At 27.4% G+C, this 16,441-nt stretch carries 15 protein-coding genes and 1 pseudogene; 14 read left to right on the top strand and 2 right to left on the bottom strand.

All coding sequences use genetic code 11. The features are described from left to right. The first annotated feature begins 6 nt into the window (after positions 1–6). The gene (locus J1C67_RS01940) at positions 7–789 is read left to right on the top strand and encodes a sirohydrochlorin cobaltochelatase (protein WP_167867573.1); all 783 of its coding nucleotides are present in this window, start codon (positions 7–9) and stop codon (positions 787–789) included. Positions 790–970: 181 nt separating this feature from the next. Here the strand turns inward: J1C67_RS01940 and J1C67_RS01935 are convergent, their stop codons facing one another. Next, positions 971–1,132 carry a hypothetical protein gene (locus J1C67_RS01935; RefSeq protein WP_167867562.1) on the bottom strand — a complete coding sequence of 54 codons (162 nt, stop codon included), beginning with the start codon at positions 1,130–1,132 and terminating at the stop codon, positions 971–973. A gap of 976 nt (positions 1,133–2,108) precedes the next feature. On the opposite strand from J1C67_RS01935, the gene J1C67_RS01930 reads away from it, so the two are divergent. From J1C67_RS01930 to J1C67_RS01915, 4 genes are all read left to right on the top strand, one after another. Then, the gene (locus J1C67_RS01930; RefSeq protein WP_167867574.1) at positions 2,109–3,278 is read left to right on the top strand and encodes a DUF262 domain-containing protein; all 1,170 of its coding nucleotides are present in this window, start codon (positions 2,109–2,111) and stop codon (positions 3,276–3,278) included. 191 nt (positions 3,279–3,469) lie between these two features. Next, the gene (locus tag J1C67_RS01925) at positions 3,470–4,357 is read left to right on the top strand and encodes a hypothetical protein (protein WP_167867575.1); all 888 of its coding nucleotides are present in this window, start codon (positions 3,470–3,472) and stop codon (positions 4,355–4,357) included. 292 nt (positions 4,358–4,649) lie between these two features. Beyond that, on the top strand, positions 4,650–6,206 hold the full coding sequence (locus J1C67_RS01920) for an RNA-dependent RNA polymerase family protein (RefSeq protein WP_167867576.1): 1,557 nt from the start codon (positions 4,650–4,652) through the stop codon (positions 6,204–6,206). 429 nt (positions 6,207–6,635) lie between these two features. Beyond that, complete coding sequence (locus tag J1C67_RS01915) at positions 6,636–6,938, top strand: hypothetical protein (protein ID WP_167867577.1); 303 nt, start codon at positions 6,636–6,638, stop codon at positions 6,936–6,938. Between the two features lie 246 nt (positions 6,939–7,184). Here the strand turns inward: J1C67_RS01915 and J1C67_RS01910 are convergent, their stop codons facing one another. Further along, a complete protein-coding gene (locus J1C67_RS01910) occupies positions 7,185–8,930 on the bottom strand; it encodes an ABC-F family ATP-binding cassette domain-containing protein (RefSeq protein WP_167867578.1) in 1,746 nt (581 codons plus the stop codon). A gap of 472 nt (positions 8,931–9,402) precedes the next feature. Here J1C67_RS01910 and J1C67_RS01905 point away from each other — a divergent pair, with 472 nt between their 5' ends. The 9 genes and pseudogenes from J1C67_RS01905 (at position 9,403) to J1C67_RS01865 (ending at position 16,361) form a co-directional block, all read left to right on the top strand. Further along, entirely contained in the window at positions 9,403–9,630 is a 228-nt protein-coding gene (locus J1C67_RS01905) for a DUF3791 domain-containing protein (protein WP_167867579.1), read from the top strand. Next, positions 9,627–10,111, top strand: a pseudogene (locus J1C67_RS01900) (DUF3990 domain-containing protein). Before J1C67_RS01905 ends, J1C67_RS01900 begins: the two are co-directional and overlap by 4 nt. A 1-nt stretch (position 10,112) precedes the next feature. Next, positions 10,113–10,355 (top strand): hypothetical protein, encoded by a 243-nt coding sequence (locus J1C67_RS01895; protein ID WP_167867580.1) that lies wholly within the window; start codon positions 10,113–10,115, stop codon positions 10,353–10,355. Between the two features lie 239 nt (positions 10,356–10,594). Continuing rightward, positions 10,595–11,524: a DUF5692 family protein gene (locus tag J1C67_RS01890; protein ID WP_089973785.1), complete on the top strand. Its 930-nt coding sequence runs from the start codon at positions 10,595–10,597 to the stop codon at positions 11,522–11,524. A 352-nt stretch (positions 11,525–11,876) separates the two neighbouring features. Continuing rightward, a complete protein-coding gene (fliB, locus tag J1C67_RS01885) occupies positions 11,877–13,025 on the top strand; it encodes a flagellin lysine-N-methylase (RefSeq protein WP_167867581.1) in 1,149 nt (382 codons plus the stop codon). Positions 13,026–13,195: 170 nt separating this feature from the next. Next, complete coding sequence (locus J1C67_RS01880) at positions 13,196–14,002, top strand: mechanosensitive ion channel family protein (protein WP_167867582.1); 807 nt, start codon at positions 13,196–13,198, stop codon at positions 14,000–14,002. A gap of 308 nt (positions 14,003–14,310) precedes the next feature. Beyond that, a complete protein-coding gene (locus tag J1C67_RS01875) occupies positions 14,311–14,865 on the top strand; it encodes a sugar O-acetyltransferase (RefSeq protein WP_167867583.1) in 555 nt (184 codons plus the stop codon). A 154-nt stretch (positions 14,866–15,019) separates the two neighbouring features. Next, the gene (locus tag J1C67_RS01870) at positions 15,020–16,012 is read left to right on the top strand and encodes a DMT family transporter (RefSeq protein ID WP_167867584.1); all 993 of its coding nucleotides are present in this window, start codon (positions 15,020–15,022) and stop codon (positions 16,010–16,012) included. A 4-nt stretch (positions 16,013–16,016) separates the two neighbouring features. Continuing rightward, entirely contained in the window at positions 16,017–16,361 is a 345-nt protein-coding gene (locus tag J1C67_RS01865) for a hypothetical protein (protein WP_167867585.1), read from the top strand. The last annotated feature ends 80 nt before the right edge of the window (positions 16,362–16,441 follow it).

Raw genomic sequence — 16,441 nt, 5'->3', positions numbered from 1 at the left:
GCAACTATGAGAAAAGCGATTTTATTAGTATGTTTTGGAACAGCAAATAAAGATGCAATAGAGAATTGTATTGTGCCAATGGAAGAAGAAATAAGAAAAGAATTTAATAATAAATACTTAGTGTTAAAAGCATTTACATCTAAAACACTAATTAATATATTAAAAATCAATGAAAATATTCCAGTTCTTAGAATAGATGAAGCACTATTTTATTTAAGTAGTGAAGGATATGAAGAAGTAGTGCTTCAACCACTTCATGTTATGGCAGGAACTGAGTATGAAGATATAAAAAAAATTATGAATACCTATTCCAAATCATTTAGAAGTTTAAAAATAGGCAAAACACTACTTGGGTACAAAGAAAAAGAACTAGAAAAAGCCTGTGATAGATTTATAGATGCAATAAGCCGTGAAGTGCCAAAAGATAAAAATGTAGTGCTAGTTGGACATGGTTCAAAAAATGGATCAAACGAAAGTTATTATAAATTAGAAGAAAGATTCAAAGCACTGGGTTATAAGAAACTATTAATAGGAACAATAGATGGAGACAGAAATGTAGATGTTATAATTGGTGAGTTGAAAGAGAAAGAGATTAAAGAAACACTACTAATACCAATACTAATGTTACCAGGAAACCACGCGAAAAAAGATATAGAAAATGGAGAAAAATCCTGGGCACATAAGTTGAGGAATGAGGGTATTGAGGTGGATGTTAATATGAAGGCTTTGCTTGAGTATGAGGAGATACGACGGGTTTATGTCGAGGAGATTAGAGGATTAATATTGTAGGGTAGATGATATTAAATAAAAAAATTAAATATTTAATTAAAGGGTTTATTTTTTATGAAAATTTGATATAATATATATAAGAAAAGCTTAGTGCGCAAACACTAAGCTAATCCTAAAACGTTTATTTTGTTTTAGGGCTATTGAATAAATTTAATTTAATATTATATTGAAGAGTAAAGCACTAATCTTCTCTGGATGGGTGCTTTTTCTCTTTGCCATTAAGTTCTATGTGAATACCAAGAAATTTAACCTTGATAATTAACTTAGAAACAAAAAGATTATGTTTTAAAACTAATCTAATAATATAAATAGTAAAAACACTTTTTATAATTAACTCTAGCATATTCAATACCACCCCCTAACTATGATGAAATATCATCAATAGTCCAAGGGGGATAAAACGTTCAAAACCCCCGTAGCCATCTATACTACGGGATTTTTTTGTTTATAACTTGGATATTATACCATTATTAAGTAATGTTATATAGGGGTATAATATGGTAAATTAAGATGTGATAAGAAATAAGTTAGATAATATAATAGTTATGAAAATTGAGAGAGCTATAGAAGTTTAAAATATGATTTTAAACTTCTATAGCTCTTTTATTTTAAGAAATTTAGATGCTGATAGAGGGAAAAACTACAAAAAAATGCAAAGTTATAATAAATATGAATAAATAGTAAATATTATATGGGATATGATGTATAATTAAAATATAAATTAAAATATAAATTAATATTTAGGTAGGTACATTGAACAAGGGTAATACCTTACAAGAGTCAAATAAAGCCAATGGAGAAGTAAAGGAGGCATGTCCTATGTTTATAAGAATTATTAGAAGTATAAAAAATAGATTGACTGGGATAACCTTAAATGCTGGACTAATAGGATTTAATTTTGAAAAAGGTGACTCTTGTTGAGTGTATCTAATTCAAGGGGCAATTATAGTGTTAATGGAAATATAGTTATACTAGATAGGCCAAGCTAGTCTGTAAATGATAGTTAATCCATTAAGGGTTATAAAATTACTTATATTGAGTGGGTAGGTGAAATTAGCAATATTGTTAGAGGATTTACATATGTATGAAGAATAATTAATGATAGTAAAATTTTTAAGGCGTAATAAATTAAAAAGGAATTGGTTATTTTTTTGTGAAGTATGAAAAGTTTATAATTAATAAGGATAAAATCCAGGTGGATAGGTAGTGGTGTCTATGGGTAAGCACTTTCTAAAAAAAGTTAAATCGATAAAATGAGGTAATCTCACGCTCTAACGAGTTTCTGTGAAATATTAGATTATACAGGGAGGATACTTATTATGAAACATAAACAAAATATGGATCTTACAGAGTTTAATGAATGGAAATGCGAAGTAAGGAAGAACGTATATCAGTTTGGACAATTATGTAGTTTGATTAGCGATGGATATGATAGAAAACATGGGGGAATAGTCTTAGATCCAGATTATCAACGTGAATATAAATTTGGGAAGAAAAAAGAATCTAGCATAATAGAATCATTATTATTAAATATTCCTATACCAGTTATATATCTTTCAAAGGATACAGAACAAGAAAAAGTATTATTAAATGTAATAGATGGGGCTCATAGATTAAAAGCGATGTACAGATTTAAAAATAATGAATTTGCATTAACAGAACTAACTAAGCTAAAAAGTCTTAATGGTCAGAAATTTGATCAACTTCCACCAAATGTAAAAAATCGTTTAGAAATGGATAGTCAAATTAACGTTGAAAGTATTGATGTTTCAAACAATGAAGAATTAGAATATGAGGTATTCATGAGGTTTAATCAAGCTACTAATCCATTAACAAGGCAAGAATTAAATGAAGTAGTATATCGTTCTAAATTTTCACTTTGGATAAAAGATACACTAATTCAGAATTTAAGTAAGATGTGTAAATTCAAAAAAATGTTTAAGTATAATGATACAAGAAAGAAGGATAAAACTATAAATTATGATTTATATGCATGTCTTGGATATTCATATTCAGGTTTAGTGGAGGGAAAAAATGATACGCCGTACTATGTAGAAAGATTTATGAAAGATATGAAAAATTTATCAGAAGAAAAATTGGAGCTTAAAAAGGTGGAAATTGAGAATTATTTAAAAGGTTTTTTAGATTTTTATAATAAAATTTCTATTGAAGAAGAGATAGAGAATATATTTTCTAAAGAATTTGTTACCCAAATAACACCAAAAGGTAATCATAAATTTCTCATAAGCTTTTTAATACCATTAACATTATCTTATGATTACTTGATACTTAAGGTTTTTTTTGAGAGGGATAAACTAATAGAAGCAGATTATCATTTAGCGTATAAAGCAATTGTAAGAGGAATGAATTCTTCAAAATTCATAGACTTTGGAGGAGTTTCATCTACTAGTTATAGATTTCAAAAGAAATGTATAGATTATATCAAAGAATCTATTGATCAAATGATAAGAAGAGATACTATGAAATAAGATATTACCCAATTAATAGCAATTTGGCATCATACAAGATTAAGCCTTGAAAATACAATCGCATGAGGTTGTGATTGCCAATGGTAAGAAGTATTTAATAATAATTGAAAGAATATAAAATACAAAAAAATGAAAATATTATTATTTATAAATTTAACAATAAATAATAATTTAGCTGAAAGGTGATATTTATGTATAGAGTAAATACATGTGCATTATGTGGAAATTATGGGGATATAAGACTTAGCCATATCGTTCCTAAATTAGTTGGCAGAAATTTAAAAAAGACGTCAATTGGAGCAATAAGAAATACAGAGAATTCAAATAAAGTAGTTCAGGATATAGAAAAACACTATCTTTTATGTGGTAAATGTGAAGAATTATTTAGTGAAAGTGAGACTTGGTTTGCTAATAATATATTTTATCCATATTTGAAGGATGGAAAAGATAGCTTTGATTATGATCACCGTTTGTATTTCTTTTTAACATCATTGAGCTGGAGAAGCTTATATTTAGATATTATGGATTTTGTTGAAAATGGGGGAATTGGTATCGATGCGCTTCTTTGTTTGATTGATAGAGAATCTAATATGAAAAATTATTTACTAAAAAAGAAGCACAATATTTCTCAAATAGAAAATCACATATTTTTCTTCGATAGAATTGAAAAAGTTTCAGGTGAATTAGGTGAAGAATTCAAGAAATTACAACCTCATGTTGCTATTCATAGAGGAATTACTTCATATACAATATGTTATGAAGATATTGGAACATATTTCACAATTACGAATATGATGGGTGTGATCGTTGTAACTTTATATAAGAAGAGCTTAGAAGAACAATGGATTAATACAAAGGTCGATATTGGAAACGGAAACATAGAAGCGAAAAATCAGAAAATAACCAGTGCAGTTGCAAATGAATTCAAAAATATAATGAGGAATTTAGAAAAGGAAAAAGAGAAGTTAGATGAAAAGCAAAAATTAAAAATTAAAAATAAGATATTGGCAATGGGAGAAGATATTAAAAACTATAAAATATTTAATGATATAATTGATGACAAAAATATAAAAGAGTAAAAATTTTAGATATAGATATGGATTATTTTTTGTATCAACCTAAGCTCAAGGGCAATGTCACAAGCTAGTATTGAAAATGAAACCACTTAACTATAGTAATGTATATATAATAATAAAATTATTAGAAATTTCATGCCAGACAAGCTGGCGACTTAAAAACACACCAAGGGGAGGTAGTGATCGTCAGTAGCAAGTACTTGCTACTAGGTTAGGGAATAGTTTTGTGGTAGAAATACCATATCATAAATAGTGCTGAATATGAATTAAAGTGTATTAAGGAGAGGAGATTGATTTGGAGATAAATAATTTTTATAATTTTAAAAACTCAATTAGACATTTTTTTAATATAGATAATATGGATTTTCCCTTCGAAATTGATGAGATTAAAATAGAAAATTTGACTTGGACAGAACCAATAAACTTTAGAGTTAGAAAAGAAAATAATAAATATAGAACACTAAAAATGCCTAATATATTAAATTTTATATGTGCATATGAATGCTTTAAGGATTATGAACACTTTTTAGATACATCTAAAATTGACAAGCGTAAAAGGTTAGTTCCTAATTTAGATACAGGAGATTTTGCAACAGGAATATATGATGTATATTTAGAAAATGATTTTCAAAAATTATGTATATATGATAATCTGCTTAAACTGGATATTAAAAGTTATTATGAAAGAATTTACACACATCACATTGAGTTTAAGGAGCAAGAGGATGAGAGATATCTATCAAATTTAAATTTAGGAAATACAAATGGTTTAATAATGGGGAATTATATATCATTATATTTTGCAGAAAAATATTCAAAAGAAATAAGTGATGAAATCCAAAATAGATTAGAGAAAGCTCAGATTGATTGTAGTTTTTCTTATTTTTCAGATGATTTTTATTTCTTTTGTAATAGAAAAGATAATCAAAAAATAATTAATTTATTTAATATTGCATTGGAGAGATATAATTTAGAAAGAAATGATGGCAAAGTAGAGATATGGACTTATTTAGAATATAATGAGTATCATTTAATAGAAAAGTATTGGAAAAAAATTATATATGAATGTAAGAGTAGATATAACCAAAAAAATAATGACAATAAATTACATTTTACTAATCAGTTAATTTATCGTATGTCTAATTTAAAGGATTATAAATCAAAAAAGATTTTTTTAACTAATTTTTTCAAATCAACATATTTTCAAGAATTGGATATGAAAAAATATTCTATTCAAGAATTTAATTGTCATCAATTGTGTTATATATTTAAATTTTCTCCGGAAGTAATGATATATTCTATAAATAAATTTAAACATTTTCCTTATTTTACAGGAGAAATATTCAAGAAATTTTTAGAAGTAAGATATAAGGACGTATTATGTAAGTCTTATAACGAAGAGCAATTATATTATTATTATGCAATAAAAATATTAGGATTTGATTCTATATTGGAAGAAACGGAGAATATTGTTGTTGATTGTAATAACCAGCTTCTTATATCATATTATTTAAAAGATAATATTTTTAAGTATGAAAATATTGAAAAATTAAAATTAAAGAAAAATGAACGTTATTGGTTTCAAAATTATCATTTAATATTATTTATTGATTTAGAAGATAACTTAGAAAATAATATTAAGAAATACTTGATACCAGAATGTATTATAATGAACCCTAAAAATAAAAATAATATAAGAATTAAACAAGAAACATATATTAAATTTTATGAAAATAATTTAAAATTAGGAATATCTATAATAAGAGATATAGAGGATATAAAGAATATTGTTACTAATTATATGGATTTAAAGATTGAAGAACGAATAGAAGTTTTTGGAGAATCTGATTAACTAGAGGAAGAGGGCTTTGAAGTAAAGAGTCCAAGAGCTACAATACAAGTAGCATTTCAAATTGAATTAATTACTGATGGGCATTCATGGATTGATGCTTTGGAAAAAAGCAAATTCTGAAAACAGAGTTTCCAGAATAACAAGCCCCTTCACCCTTAGAAAACTAAGGCGGGGCCACGACCCCCGCGGGTATTGAAATATTCCAGGTACAAGTAATATGAAAAATGAGCAATTCAACTGCAATAGAGATAAAAACTTTATTGGAGTTTTTTTGTTTAAGCTAAAGTTGTTATTGAAGAGTTTTTAGAAGTTGTAAAAGCGTCTATATTTGATTGTTATTTGTTTATAGGTGGCAAAGTTTTTATTAAAATGGAGTATATTTAATGTTATAATTATTTTAGCAAAATAAATATTAATTGGAGTGTAAAGATGGGAACATTAGAGAAAAAATTACAACAGGAAGTTATTAGAAGTTGTGAAATAGCAGAAAAAGAATATGGTTGTAACATGACAAGATTTCTAGAAACAATAAATAGATTTGGAATAGTTAGAACTGCACAGGAAATTTTCAGAAAAGGTAGGACATCGGATTGTTTTAATAAATTAGTAGAAGTGAGAGTCCTTGAATTAACAATGGAGGCGACTATTGTTAAAGCTCAATATGCAGAATTATTTACTGATGAAGAAGTAAATTATTGTTATGATCTATTATGTGAAAAGGGATATTATTAAAAACAATAAGTTCTACAGTTTAATAAATGAAATAGCTCATTATTCTGAAAATATAGTTTCCAGAATAATGAGCTATGAGTTTCAGTTTTTACCATTGTTATTACAATAAAATTATAATAGATAATTTATGTGTTGGGGAGATGTTTTTACATATCCTTTTTATTTTACCAATTTTAATGTATTCTTAGCTTGATGACATTGCCACCGAGGTGTTAGAGGGGAAGGGCGTGAGCCCCTTGTTACTCACTAAATTTGAAGTAACTTAATCAGCGATTCTAACTCTTCAGATAACTCTTTTGCAAGGATAAAATCATTATATTTTAAAGCTAATTGTATTTTTGTTTCAACTATTTTTTTGTTTTGTTCAATTTCTAAATAGTCTCTGCCAAAATGATTAGCATAAATCATCCTTTTAAATTTTTTCATCTTTACTTTTCTAATTGTCTTATCTTCAATGATTAAAACATAATCCATACAGTTTACTATAGTATAGAAATCATGTGAAATCATTATAATAGAACCTTTATAATGTTGTATAGCTTTTTCAAGTGCTATTTGTGAATATGTATCTAAATGGCATGTTGGTTCATCAAGAAGCAACATGTTTGATTTACTTTCAGAAATTTTAGCTAATTGAAGTAGATTTTTCTCTCCACCAGATAATGTGCCTATTTTTTGATTAATTATTTTTTCTTCAAAACCATAGTCTGAAATATGTGATACAATATCTTCACGAGTTTCGAAACCAACATCGAAAAACTCTTCAAGTATGGTATTAGAATTATTTAGCGTTTTGCCTTGTAGTTGAGATAAATATGCTATTTCAACATTTTCATTTATCTCAATAGAATCATTATTGTTTTTTAAGATTTCTCCTAGTAAAGTAGTTTTTCCTGTACCATTTGAGCCGACAATGGCTACTTTATCAGTAGATTTAATCTCAAAGGTAACATTTTCTAGAAGCATTTCATCAAAGGCAACACTGTAATCAGTAACTTTTAAAACAGTGGCTTCATCCATTACATTATAGGCAGCTAAACTTATATAAGGTTCTTTAATTTCTACAAATGGGGCTTTTATTCTACGTTTTTCTAATCTTTCTTGAACTTTAACTCTAGCCTTTAGAGCTCTTCCTTTTGCAGGTTCAGCATGATCAGTTGCGAGAAATCTTAGTTTATCTATTAGTTTGTCGTTTCTATCAATTTCTTCATTATCAACAGCAGCTAGTTCTTGTAACTCAATTTTAGTTTGAAGTAATGAGAAGTTATAATCAATATAGCTTCCATCAAACTCTTGTATTTCCATATTTTCAAGGTGAATAATTTTGTTGAAACAATGATTAAGTAGATATCTGTTGTGAGTAATAATTAACATTGTTCCTTTGTGTGAATTAATTAGATTTTTAAGAGAATTAAGGTTTTCAAAGTCTAAAAACACATCTGGTTCATCCATAATCATTAAGTCAGGACTATTTAGCATTGCCTTAATTACTTGAATAAGCTTGATTTCACCACCACTAAGGGCAGATATCATTATATCTTTATACTTCATTAAGTTTGTAAGATTTAGTTTTTTATTAATAACTTTTTCGAAATCATCACCATTAATTGCATCAAATGCATCTAAAGTTTGTTGATACTTTTCTAGTAAAGTATCAATATCTGAAGATGTTTCCATTTCGCTGCAAATAGATGTCATTTCATTTTGTAGTTTAATAAATTCTTCTCCGATATATTCGAAAACTGTAATTTCTTTTGTTTCGTCCTGTTGTGAAAATTGACTTACATACCCAATTCTACAATTAGGGGACTTCTCTAAAGTACCATCGAACATATATTTTTCTGGATCAATAAGTATATCTATCAGTGTACTTTTTCCACTGCCATTTGTTCCTATGAAAGCACAATGTTGATCATCTTCTAATGTAAATGAAATGTTATTATATAGATCTTTTTTTGGAAATGAGTAGGATAAGTTATCAACTTTTATCATATTAGTACCTCTCTTTATCATTAAAAAAGAGCTTACAAAAATAAGCTCTTTAATATATTATCGTATTAATTGAAATTTTATAATTTATTTTTATATAGTAAAGACATTTTACTAAGTTTAATATTGATAGCATAACATTTTTTTCGACTAAGTTCAATCATTTCATATAAGCACAAAACTGTCCAAGTTATTCTAATACATGAACTATCGCATACGGTTTGTTTACAATAAGTAAATTTTGAAAATAGGGTTTCCAGAATAAGGGTTTTGAAGTCTTAGTTTTTACCAAATATAAGCGTAATGTTAAATTAATTACTGGGTAGAGTAGTACTGTAGGGGATATTAAAAAAATCTTAGTAGCAGGTTGCTTAAAATATAAAATAATAATATTATATTGAAATTTGGGTAATTAAATTAAGTTATAATATAGTTATAGATAATTAGTTGATATGTATAAAAGGGCGGTGACTTTATGAAAAATTTATATTCTGGTGATGTAATTATTGAGTTCATTTCATTTTGTATAGAAAATTTTAAGATGGAGCATAACATGAAAGGTAAGGAAGTTGCAAATTTGTTTAATCAAAGTGGGGTTATAGACTTCTTAACAGATGGATATGATATACTTCATACACAAGGTAAAGGATATATTATTGATGAAATAGAACAATTCTTAAAAAAGAGAGGATATAAGATATGAAACTTTATCACGGAAGTCATATTTTAGTTGAGTACCCTAAACTTATAAAAGGAAATAGAACTTTGGATTTTGGACATGGGTTTTATACAACTACTAGTAAGGAAAAGCGTATAAGTGGTCTCAGATTAAGAAAAGAAGAGAGTCTGTTCAAAGTGGATATATAAGTATTTACGAATTAGAAGATAGTTTTATAGATGATAAGGAATTACAAGTAATAGAATTTAATGGACCAAGCGAAAATTGGCTAAATTTTGTATTAGATAATAGGATGAAGGAAGATTTTAAGCATAGATTTGATATAGTTAAGGGTGCGGTAGCAGATGATAGAGTATATACATGTCTAAATGCTTTTGAAAATAAATTTATGGATTTTAATACTGCAATAAACGAGTTAAGAACATATAAGTTAGATGATCAAATTTCATTTCATAGTGAGAAGGCGATGTTAAGATTAAAGTTTATTGGCTTTGAGGAGGTTTAATATGAAATTACCAAAAGTAACGCAAGAGAATGTGCACATATTCATTCCGTTAAAGGTTTCAAAAGTTATTGAAAAAGAAGTTGATAATAAAGGTGTAAATAGAAAAGATGCTTTAATAAATTTCTACAATTCTAAGGTTTATGATATTTTAGAACAGGAGGATACAAAGTTGTGGTATGAAGCTGCCAACTACTTGTATATGGTATGGCAAATGGAGCAAAAGGGAGAAGAACTAGATATATAGTAGTATAAAAAATTTAAATTATGAGACTGTAATAGAGTTAAAAACTTTATTACAGTCTTTTTCTTTCAAATTGCGTTGATATAGCAATTAAAAGGATAGCACAATCTGAAGATAAGAGTAAGAATCAACAAGAGTTTATTGATGCTTTAAGTAATATTTTGTTGGCATAAAATTACATTATATGATATCATTAACATAACGACTGATCGGTTTGTTATAAAAGTTTAGGAGGTATAATAATGTTTTTATTTGAATCTATTCCGTTGTATTCAGGGTTAGTTTGGATAGCTATTTTAGCAGGTCTTATGATTTTCAATGAAGTAACTCGATATAACAAGTTAACAGGTATTTTATTTTTTGTTGTATTACCTATTATACTTACAATTTTTGTTTGGCCAAAAACGTCTGGATCAGGAACCGGTGCTCAAACAGCTAACTGGTTTGCATGGGTCAAAACTTATTCTGCATTAGTAGGATGTTATATTGGTTTAGGACTACGTTTTAATAAAAAAATGCAAAGCAAAAAATGGTGTCTGGCATTGGCACCTGCCATTCTTGCACTTAATATATTAGAAGCAGTTGTTCGTGAATTTCAAGTCATGGGCATGCAAGGTGTAATAGACGATATGTTCTTCAAGGGTGGTCCATGGAATGCTATGAATGGAATTGCCGGTATTATTAATATGTTAGCCCTTTGCGGTTGGTGTGGTATTATTATAAGCAAGGATAAGCATCATGATTTAGTGTGGCCTGATATGATGTGGTTCTGGATTATAGCTTATGATCTTTGGAACTTTGCTTATGTTTACAACTGCGTAACAGATCGTGCATTTTATAGTGCAGCATTGCTTATATCTTGTACAATCCCTGCATTTACAATCAAAAAAGGTGCTTGGGCTCAACATAGAGTTCATACATTAGCACTTTACATGATGCTTATGTTAACAATTCCAAATTTCTTTGTTCATGGTAAATATGCAGTAGCTTCAACACATAGCTCAACAGCTTATTATACAGTAAGTATTTTAGCTTTAGTATTTAATGTTGGAGTTGGAATTTATCAAGTTAGAACAATTATTAAAAACAAGAAGAATCCTCTTAAGGATGATTTGTATACAGAGCGTAAAGACTATCAAGCTATTAGGAACGAAAACACTCAATGTATTTAAAAAGGAAAGTGTGCCCTAAAAGGTAGATAATAAATAAAATAATTTGAATGATGAAACTGCAATAGAGTTAAAACTTTATTGCAGTTTTTTATTGAGGCTTGAGTTATATTTGTCAAAATACAAGTGAATGATATACATATATAATTAAGCACAAGATGAAGATAGTTCATAAAATACTTACTAACGATTAAGTAGGGTTTATTATTACTTATAGAAAATCACAACAAGTAGGTTATAATGGGCATATATGATTTACATAGTTTTAGATAATAAAAAATATACTAAAACCAAATAAATCTATTATAATAATTAATGGTTAAACAAATATTATAAAAAATTGGAGTAAAATTATATGAATAAAGGAATAGATATCTTAAAAATTTCAAATTATGATAAGTTTAATTGCATAGCTGATAAATGCAAATTTACATGTTGTGAAGGTTGGGATGTCAGTATAGATACTGATACTTATAATAAATGGGAAAAAGAAAATGATAAGGTTGATTATATTTTTAATAATGTAAAAATAAAAAAATGTGGAAGTAAAACAGAGTATTTTATAGATAAGGAGACTGGTGAAGCGTGTCCTTTCTTAGATAAACAGGGGTTATGCCAGATAGTAAAAGGCCATGGAGAAGGGTATTTATCTTTAACATGTCATACATTTCCTAGGATAGAGAATATCTTTGAGGATAGAAAGGAACTTTCATTATCATGTGCATGTCCAGAAGTAGTAGAACTTATGGGAAGCATAGCTGGAAAAATAAATATAATTTCAGAAAAGGATACTAATTTAAAAAGCCATTTATTAGAACTTAGAATAAGAGAAGCCCTTATTAATATAATAAATCAGGAGAATTTTTTATTAGAAGATAAGCTTATTATTAGTTTTGAAATGTTATTAACTACTTTAGAAAATAAAAATATTAGAGAAGATACTTTATTAGAAAAAATAGAAAAGTATAATAAAGGAGAGTATATACAAAAACTTATAGCTACGTATAACGAAATAGAGTTAAACACAGATGATTCAATTGAAGAAATTAATTCTCTATTTTTAGATATTATACAGAATTATAAGGAAGTTTCTATTTTAGAGGAGCTTTTTAAAGATAGTTCTAACTTTGCGGAAACTATTAAAATTGAAAGTCTTTCAGCAAAGTGGCATGATTATAAAAGTTTATTTGAAGAACATAATAAGCTAATTGAGAATTGTATTGTAGCTAAGATTTTAAGTAGCTGCGTCAGTAATGATGTTGAGGAGATGGCAATTTCTTTTCAAATGATTATATTGGAGTATTTATTAGTAAGGTATGCTGTATTTTTGAAGTATTGTATGAATAAAAATGAAAAAATAGATCCTGAAGACATAAAAGATTATATTGTAGCTTTTTCAAGAATTATAGGCAATAATACTGATGCAATGATAGAGTTTTTCGAAGATGGTTTTGGTAAAGCTGTTTTGGAAATGGGGTATTTTTGTTTTATAACTTTATTTTAATAATCAGTAAATATAAAACACAAATAGTGTAATAGTTGTATTATTCAATTTCTTAGTAAGATTTACAGTTAGGTGATATCATTTTCACTTACTAATATAATAATTCAGAACAATTGATTTATTATAAATTTTTGACTATAATCAATTTTACAATTAGATTGGAGGGCTTTATGGACATAACTAAAATTTCGGAACAAATTATTTTTTGGGCATCAACAAACGGTTTAAAACTTATTATAGGTTTAATTTCTCTTTTTATTGGTTTCAAATTAATAAACAAGGTTATTATAGGATTTAGAGCTATTTTAGAGAAACAAAATGTTGAGGCAACACTTATTACTTTTTTAGATGGCTTATGTGAAGCTATACTGAAAATTCTTTTAGTTATATTTATATTAGGTTACATAGGTATCCCAACAACTGGTTTTGCGGCTCTTATAGCTTCTGCTGGTTTAGCAGTTGGACTTGCTCTTCAAGGAAGTTTATCAAACTTTGCTGGTGGAGTAATACTACTATTTATCAAACCTTTTAAAGTAGGAGATTATATTGAAGCGAATGGACATTCAGGTACTGTTGAAAGTATTAAAATTTTCTATACAAACTTAGTAACTAATGATAATAAGTCAATTGTTATACCAAACGGAACTTTATCTAACGGTATTGTAGTAAACTATACTGCAAAAGATACAAGAAGAGTTGATTTAGTATTTGCAGTAGCTTATACAGCTGACATTTTACATGTAAAGAAAGTACTTACTGAAATTGTGAATAAACATAATTCAATTTTAAATGTTCCCGAGCCATTTATTGCTATAAATGAACATGGGAATAGCTCAGTAAACTTTGTTCTTCGAGCTTGGTGCAAAACTGAGGATTATTTGACAGTTTATTTTGATTTATTAGAAAAAGTCAAGATTAAGTTTGATAATGAAGAAATTGATATCCCTTACCCTCAAATGGATATACATATGAAATAAAAAATAAAGCTCTGTTAGACTAAATTATTGATATACTATACTAAAATAGGTAGTCCAAATATGGACTACCTATTTTTACGCGATTTTTTAAGGGTACATAGAATGTTTCATCATAATTATTTCTTCAAATTCTTGTAAAATCCCCCTGATATTATCGATAGAGACTATAAGCTTTAAACATATACGCTATGGTTCCTTTTCTAAACACTTTACTATACATAGGAGTCCTTATGACCAGTATAGCCATATTTATTATACTGTTATGCTATACTCTATTAATTAAGAAGAGATGAATAGGAGTGTATAAAATGAGTGAAAAACAAAAAATGCTAAATGGTGAAATATATAATGCGTATGATAAAGATTTAATAATTTTAAGAAATAAAGCTAGACATCTTACAAAAGTATATAATAATACAGATCCTGAAGAAACAGAAGAAAGAATAAATATTATAAAAAAACTATTTTCGAAAATAGGAAAAAATTTTGAAATAGAACCTCCTTTCCTTTGTGATTATGGTACTAACATAGAAATTGGAGAAAATTTCTATGCTAATTTTAATTTTTTAGTTTTAGATGATGGCTTTGTGAAAATTGGAAATGATGTATTAATTGCCCCTAATGTAAGTATATTTACTGCAACTCATCTACTTGATCCGAAACTAAGACCAAAAAATGCTGATTATACAAAATCTGTGACTATAGGAAATAATGTATGGATTGGAGGTGGATCAATAATAAACCCAGGTATAATTATTGGAGATAATAGCGTAATAGGTTCTGGTAGCGTGGTTACAAAAAATATTCCAGCTAATGTTGTCGCAGTTGGAAATCCTTGCAAAATAATAAAATATATTGAATAAAATTTAAAAGTTCTACAATCTAAATTGAAAATATATAAATCTTAAATTTTGTAATTAGGTATTATAAAATAAATAATATACAAAGTATACTAGTCTGTTATTTATTTTATGATGACTTATACAAAGTTTATATATATGAAAGGGACGATTAATATTGGAAGATATAGCTAGTTTAATGTTGAAGAGAGATTTACATTATGCTAAAAGGGGTATAGGTAATTGCTTGATTTCGGGTATAACATGGGGGGTAGACGCAGTTCTACTTGGATATTTATTAACTAGATATCCATTTAACGATGTTAAAACTGCAGTTCAAGCATCTCTTATAGTGGCATGCATACATACAGGATTTTCATCTCTTTTTATTTTACTTTACAATTGGTATACTGGTAAAATAAAAGAATTTAATAGGTGTTTATTTAGTAAAATGGGTTTGCTTATTATTATTTCAGCAGTATTTAGCGGACCACTTGCAATGTCAGGATATTTAATTGGAATTAATATGGCGGGAGTTTCGTATACAGCAGTTATAACTTCTTGTTATCCTGCTGTTGGAACAATTTTAGCTGTAATATTTCTTAAAGAAAAACTAAATAAAAGAACTTTAATAGGAATCTTATTATGTGTTATTGGAGCTATAGCTACAGGATATGTAGCACCAACGGCTACAATATATCCTAAGTTTTATTTAGGAATACTATTTGCATTTATAGCTGCATTAGGATGGGGGTTAGAAGGAGTTCTTGGTGCTTATGCTATGGATGTTGTAGATCCTGAAATAGCTATTTCGGTTAGACAAACAGTTTCATTCTTCATGTATCTATTTTGTGTTATCCCATTTATAAAAGTACATGAAATATTATCTAATTCATTTACAACTCCTAATATGCTAACTTTAATATTAGCAGGCATAGTATGTAGTGTATCCTATATAACTTTTTATCTTGGGTTAAGTAAGACTGGAGTAGGAAGAGCTATGGCTCTTAATATTACTTATCCTATATGGGTAATAATCTTAGAATGGTTAATAAATGGTGTACATGCTTCTCCAAATTTAATAATTGGGTGTTTTATAATTGTATTTGGAGCAATTTTGGTTTCTGGAAACCCAAAAGAAATGGTGAAATTAAGAAAATATGAGGAGTAATAATATGAAACTACCAATGAAATTTAGAATGCTTCAATTAATTTGTGAAAGAAGTATTCAGCCTAAAGTAATAAATACAGGTGAGATTATAAGGCTAATTAATTTAGAATATGGAAATGAAAGACAATGTTGCGATAAAACTATAGAAACACATATCCTAGCGCTAAAAGCCGTAGGGCTAATTTCAGAACTTAATGTTTATGAAGAGAAAAATCAATTAAGATCTCAATATAAATCAACAGGTGAAGGTTTTAAAAAAATGAAATTTATACCTAGTACTGCTGAAAGTTATGAAGAATGGCTACCCTTTAAAGGACGTGCTAGTAGTTTAGGCATCATAAAACTATAATATTTAAATTATGAGACTGTAATAGAGTTAAAAACTTTATTGCAGTTTTTTGTTTAAATAATTTGACAATAGACATAAAA

This window comes from Clostridium gasigenes (genome assembly GCF_017348895.1).
Lineage (GTDB): Bacteria > Bacillota > Clostridia > Clostridiales > Clostridiaceae > Clostridium > Clostridium gasigenes.
This window is presented reverse-complemented; position numbering and strand designations above follow the sequence as displayed.

Excerpts from the sequence above, each read along its gene's own strand:
- J1C67_RS01940 (WP_167867573.1), top strand. The coding sequence starts at position 7 with ATGAGAAAAGCGATTTTATTAGTATGTTTTGGAACAGCAAATAAAGAT.
- J1C67_RS01935 (WP_167867562.1), bottom strand. The coding sequence starts at position 1,132 with ATGCTAGAGTTAATTATAAAAAGTGTTTTTACTATTTATATTATTAGA.
- J1C67_RS01930 (WP_167867574.1), top strand. The coding sequence starts at position 2,109 with ATGAAACATAAACAAAATATGGATCTTACAGAGTTTAATGAATGGAAA.
- J1C67_RS01925 (WP_167867575.1), top strand. The coding sequence starts at position 3,470 with ATGTATAGAGTAAATACATGTGCATTATGTGGAAATTATGGGGATATA.
- J1C67_RS01915 (WP_167867577.1), top strand. The coding sequence starts at position 6,636 with ATGGGAACATTAGAGAAAAAATTACAACAGGAAGTTATTAGAAGTTGT.
- J1C67_RS01910 (WP_167867578.1), bottom strand. The coding sequence starts at position 8,930 with ATGATAAAAGTTGATAACTTATCCTACTCATTTCCAAAAAAAGATCTA.
- J1C67_RS01905 (WP_167867579.1), top strand. The coding sequence starts at position 9,403 with ATGAAAAATTTATATTCTGGTGATGTAATTATTGAGTTCATTTCATTT.
- J1C67_RS01895 (WP_167867580.1), top strand. The coding sequence starts at position 10,113 with ATGAAATTACCAAAAGTAACGCAAGAGAATGTGCACATATTCATTCCG.
- J1C67_RS01890 (WP_089973785.1), top strand. The coding sequence starts at position 10,595 with ATGTTTTTATTTGAATCTATTCCGTTGTATTCAGGGTTAGTTTGGATA.
- fliB (WP_167867581.1), top strand. The coding sequence starts at position 11,877 with ATGAATAAAGGAATAGATATCTTAAAAATTTCAAATTATGATAAGTTT.
- J1C67_RS01880 (WP_167867582.1), top strand. The coding sequence starts at position 13,196 with ATGGACATAACTAAAATTTCGGAACAAATTATTTTTTGGGCATCAACA.
- J1C67_RS01875 (WP_167867583.1), top strand. The coding sequence starts at position 14,311 with ATGAGTGAAAAACAAAAAATGCTAAATGGTGAAATATATAATGCGTAT.
- J1C67_RS01865 (WP_167867585.1), top strand. The coding sequence starts at position 16,017 with ATGAAACTACCAATGAAATTTAGAATGCTTCAATTAATTTGTGAAAGA.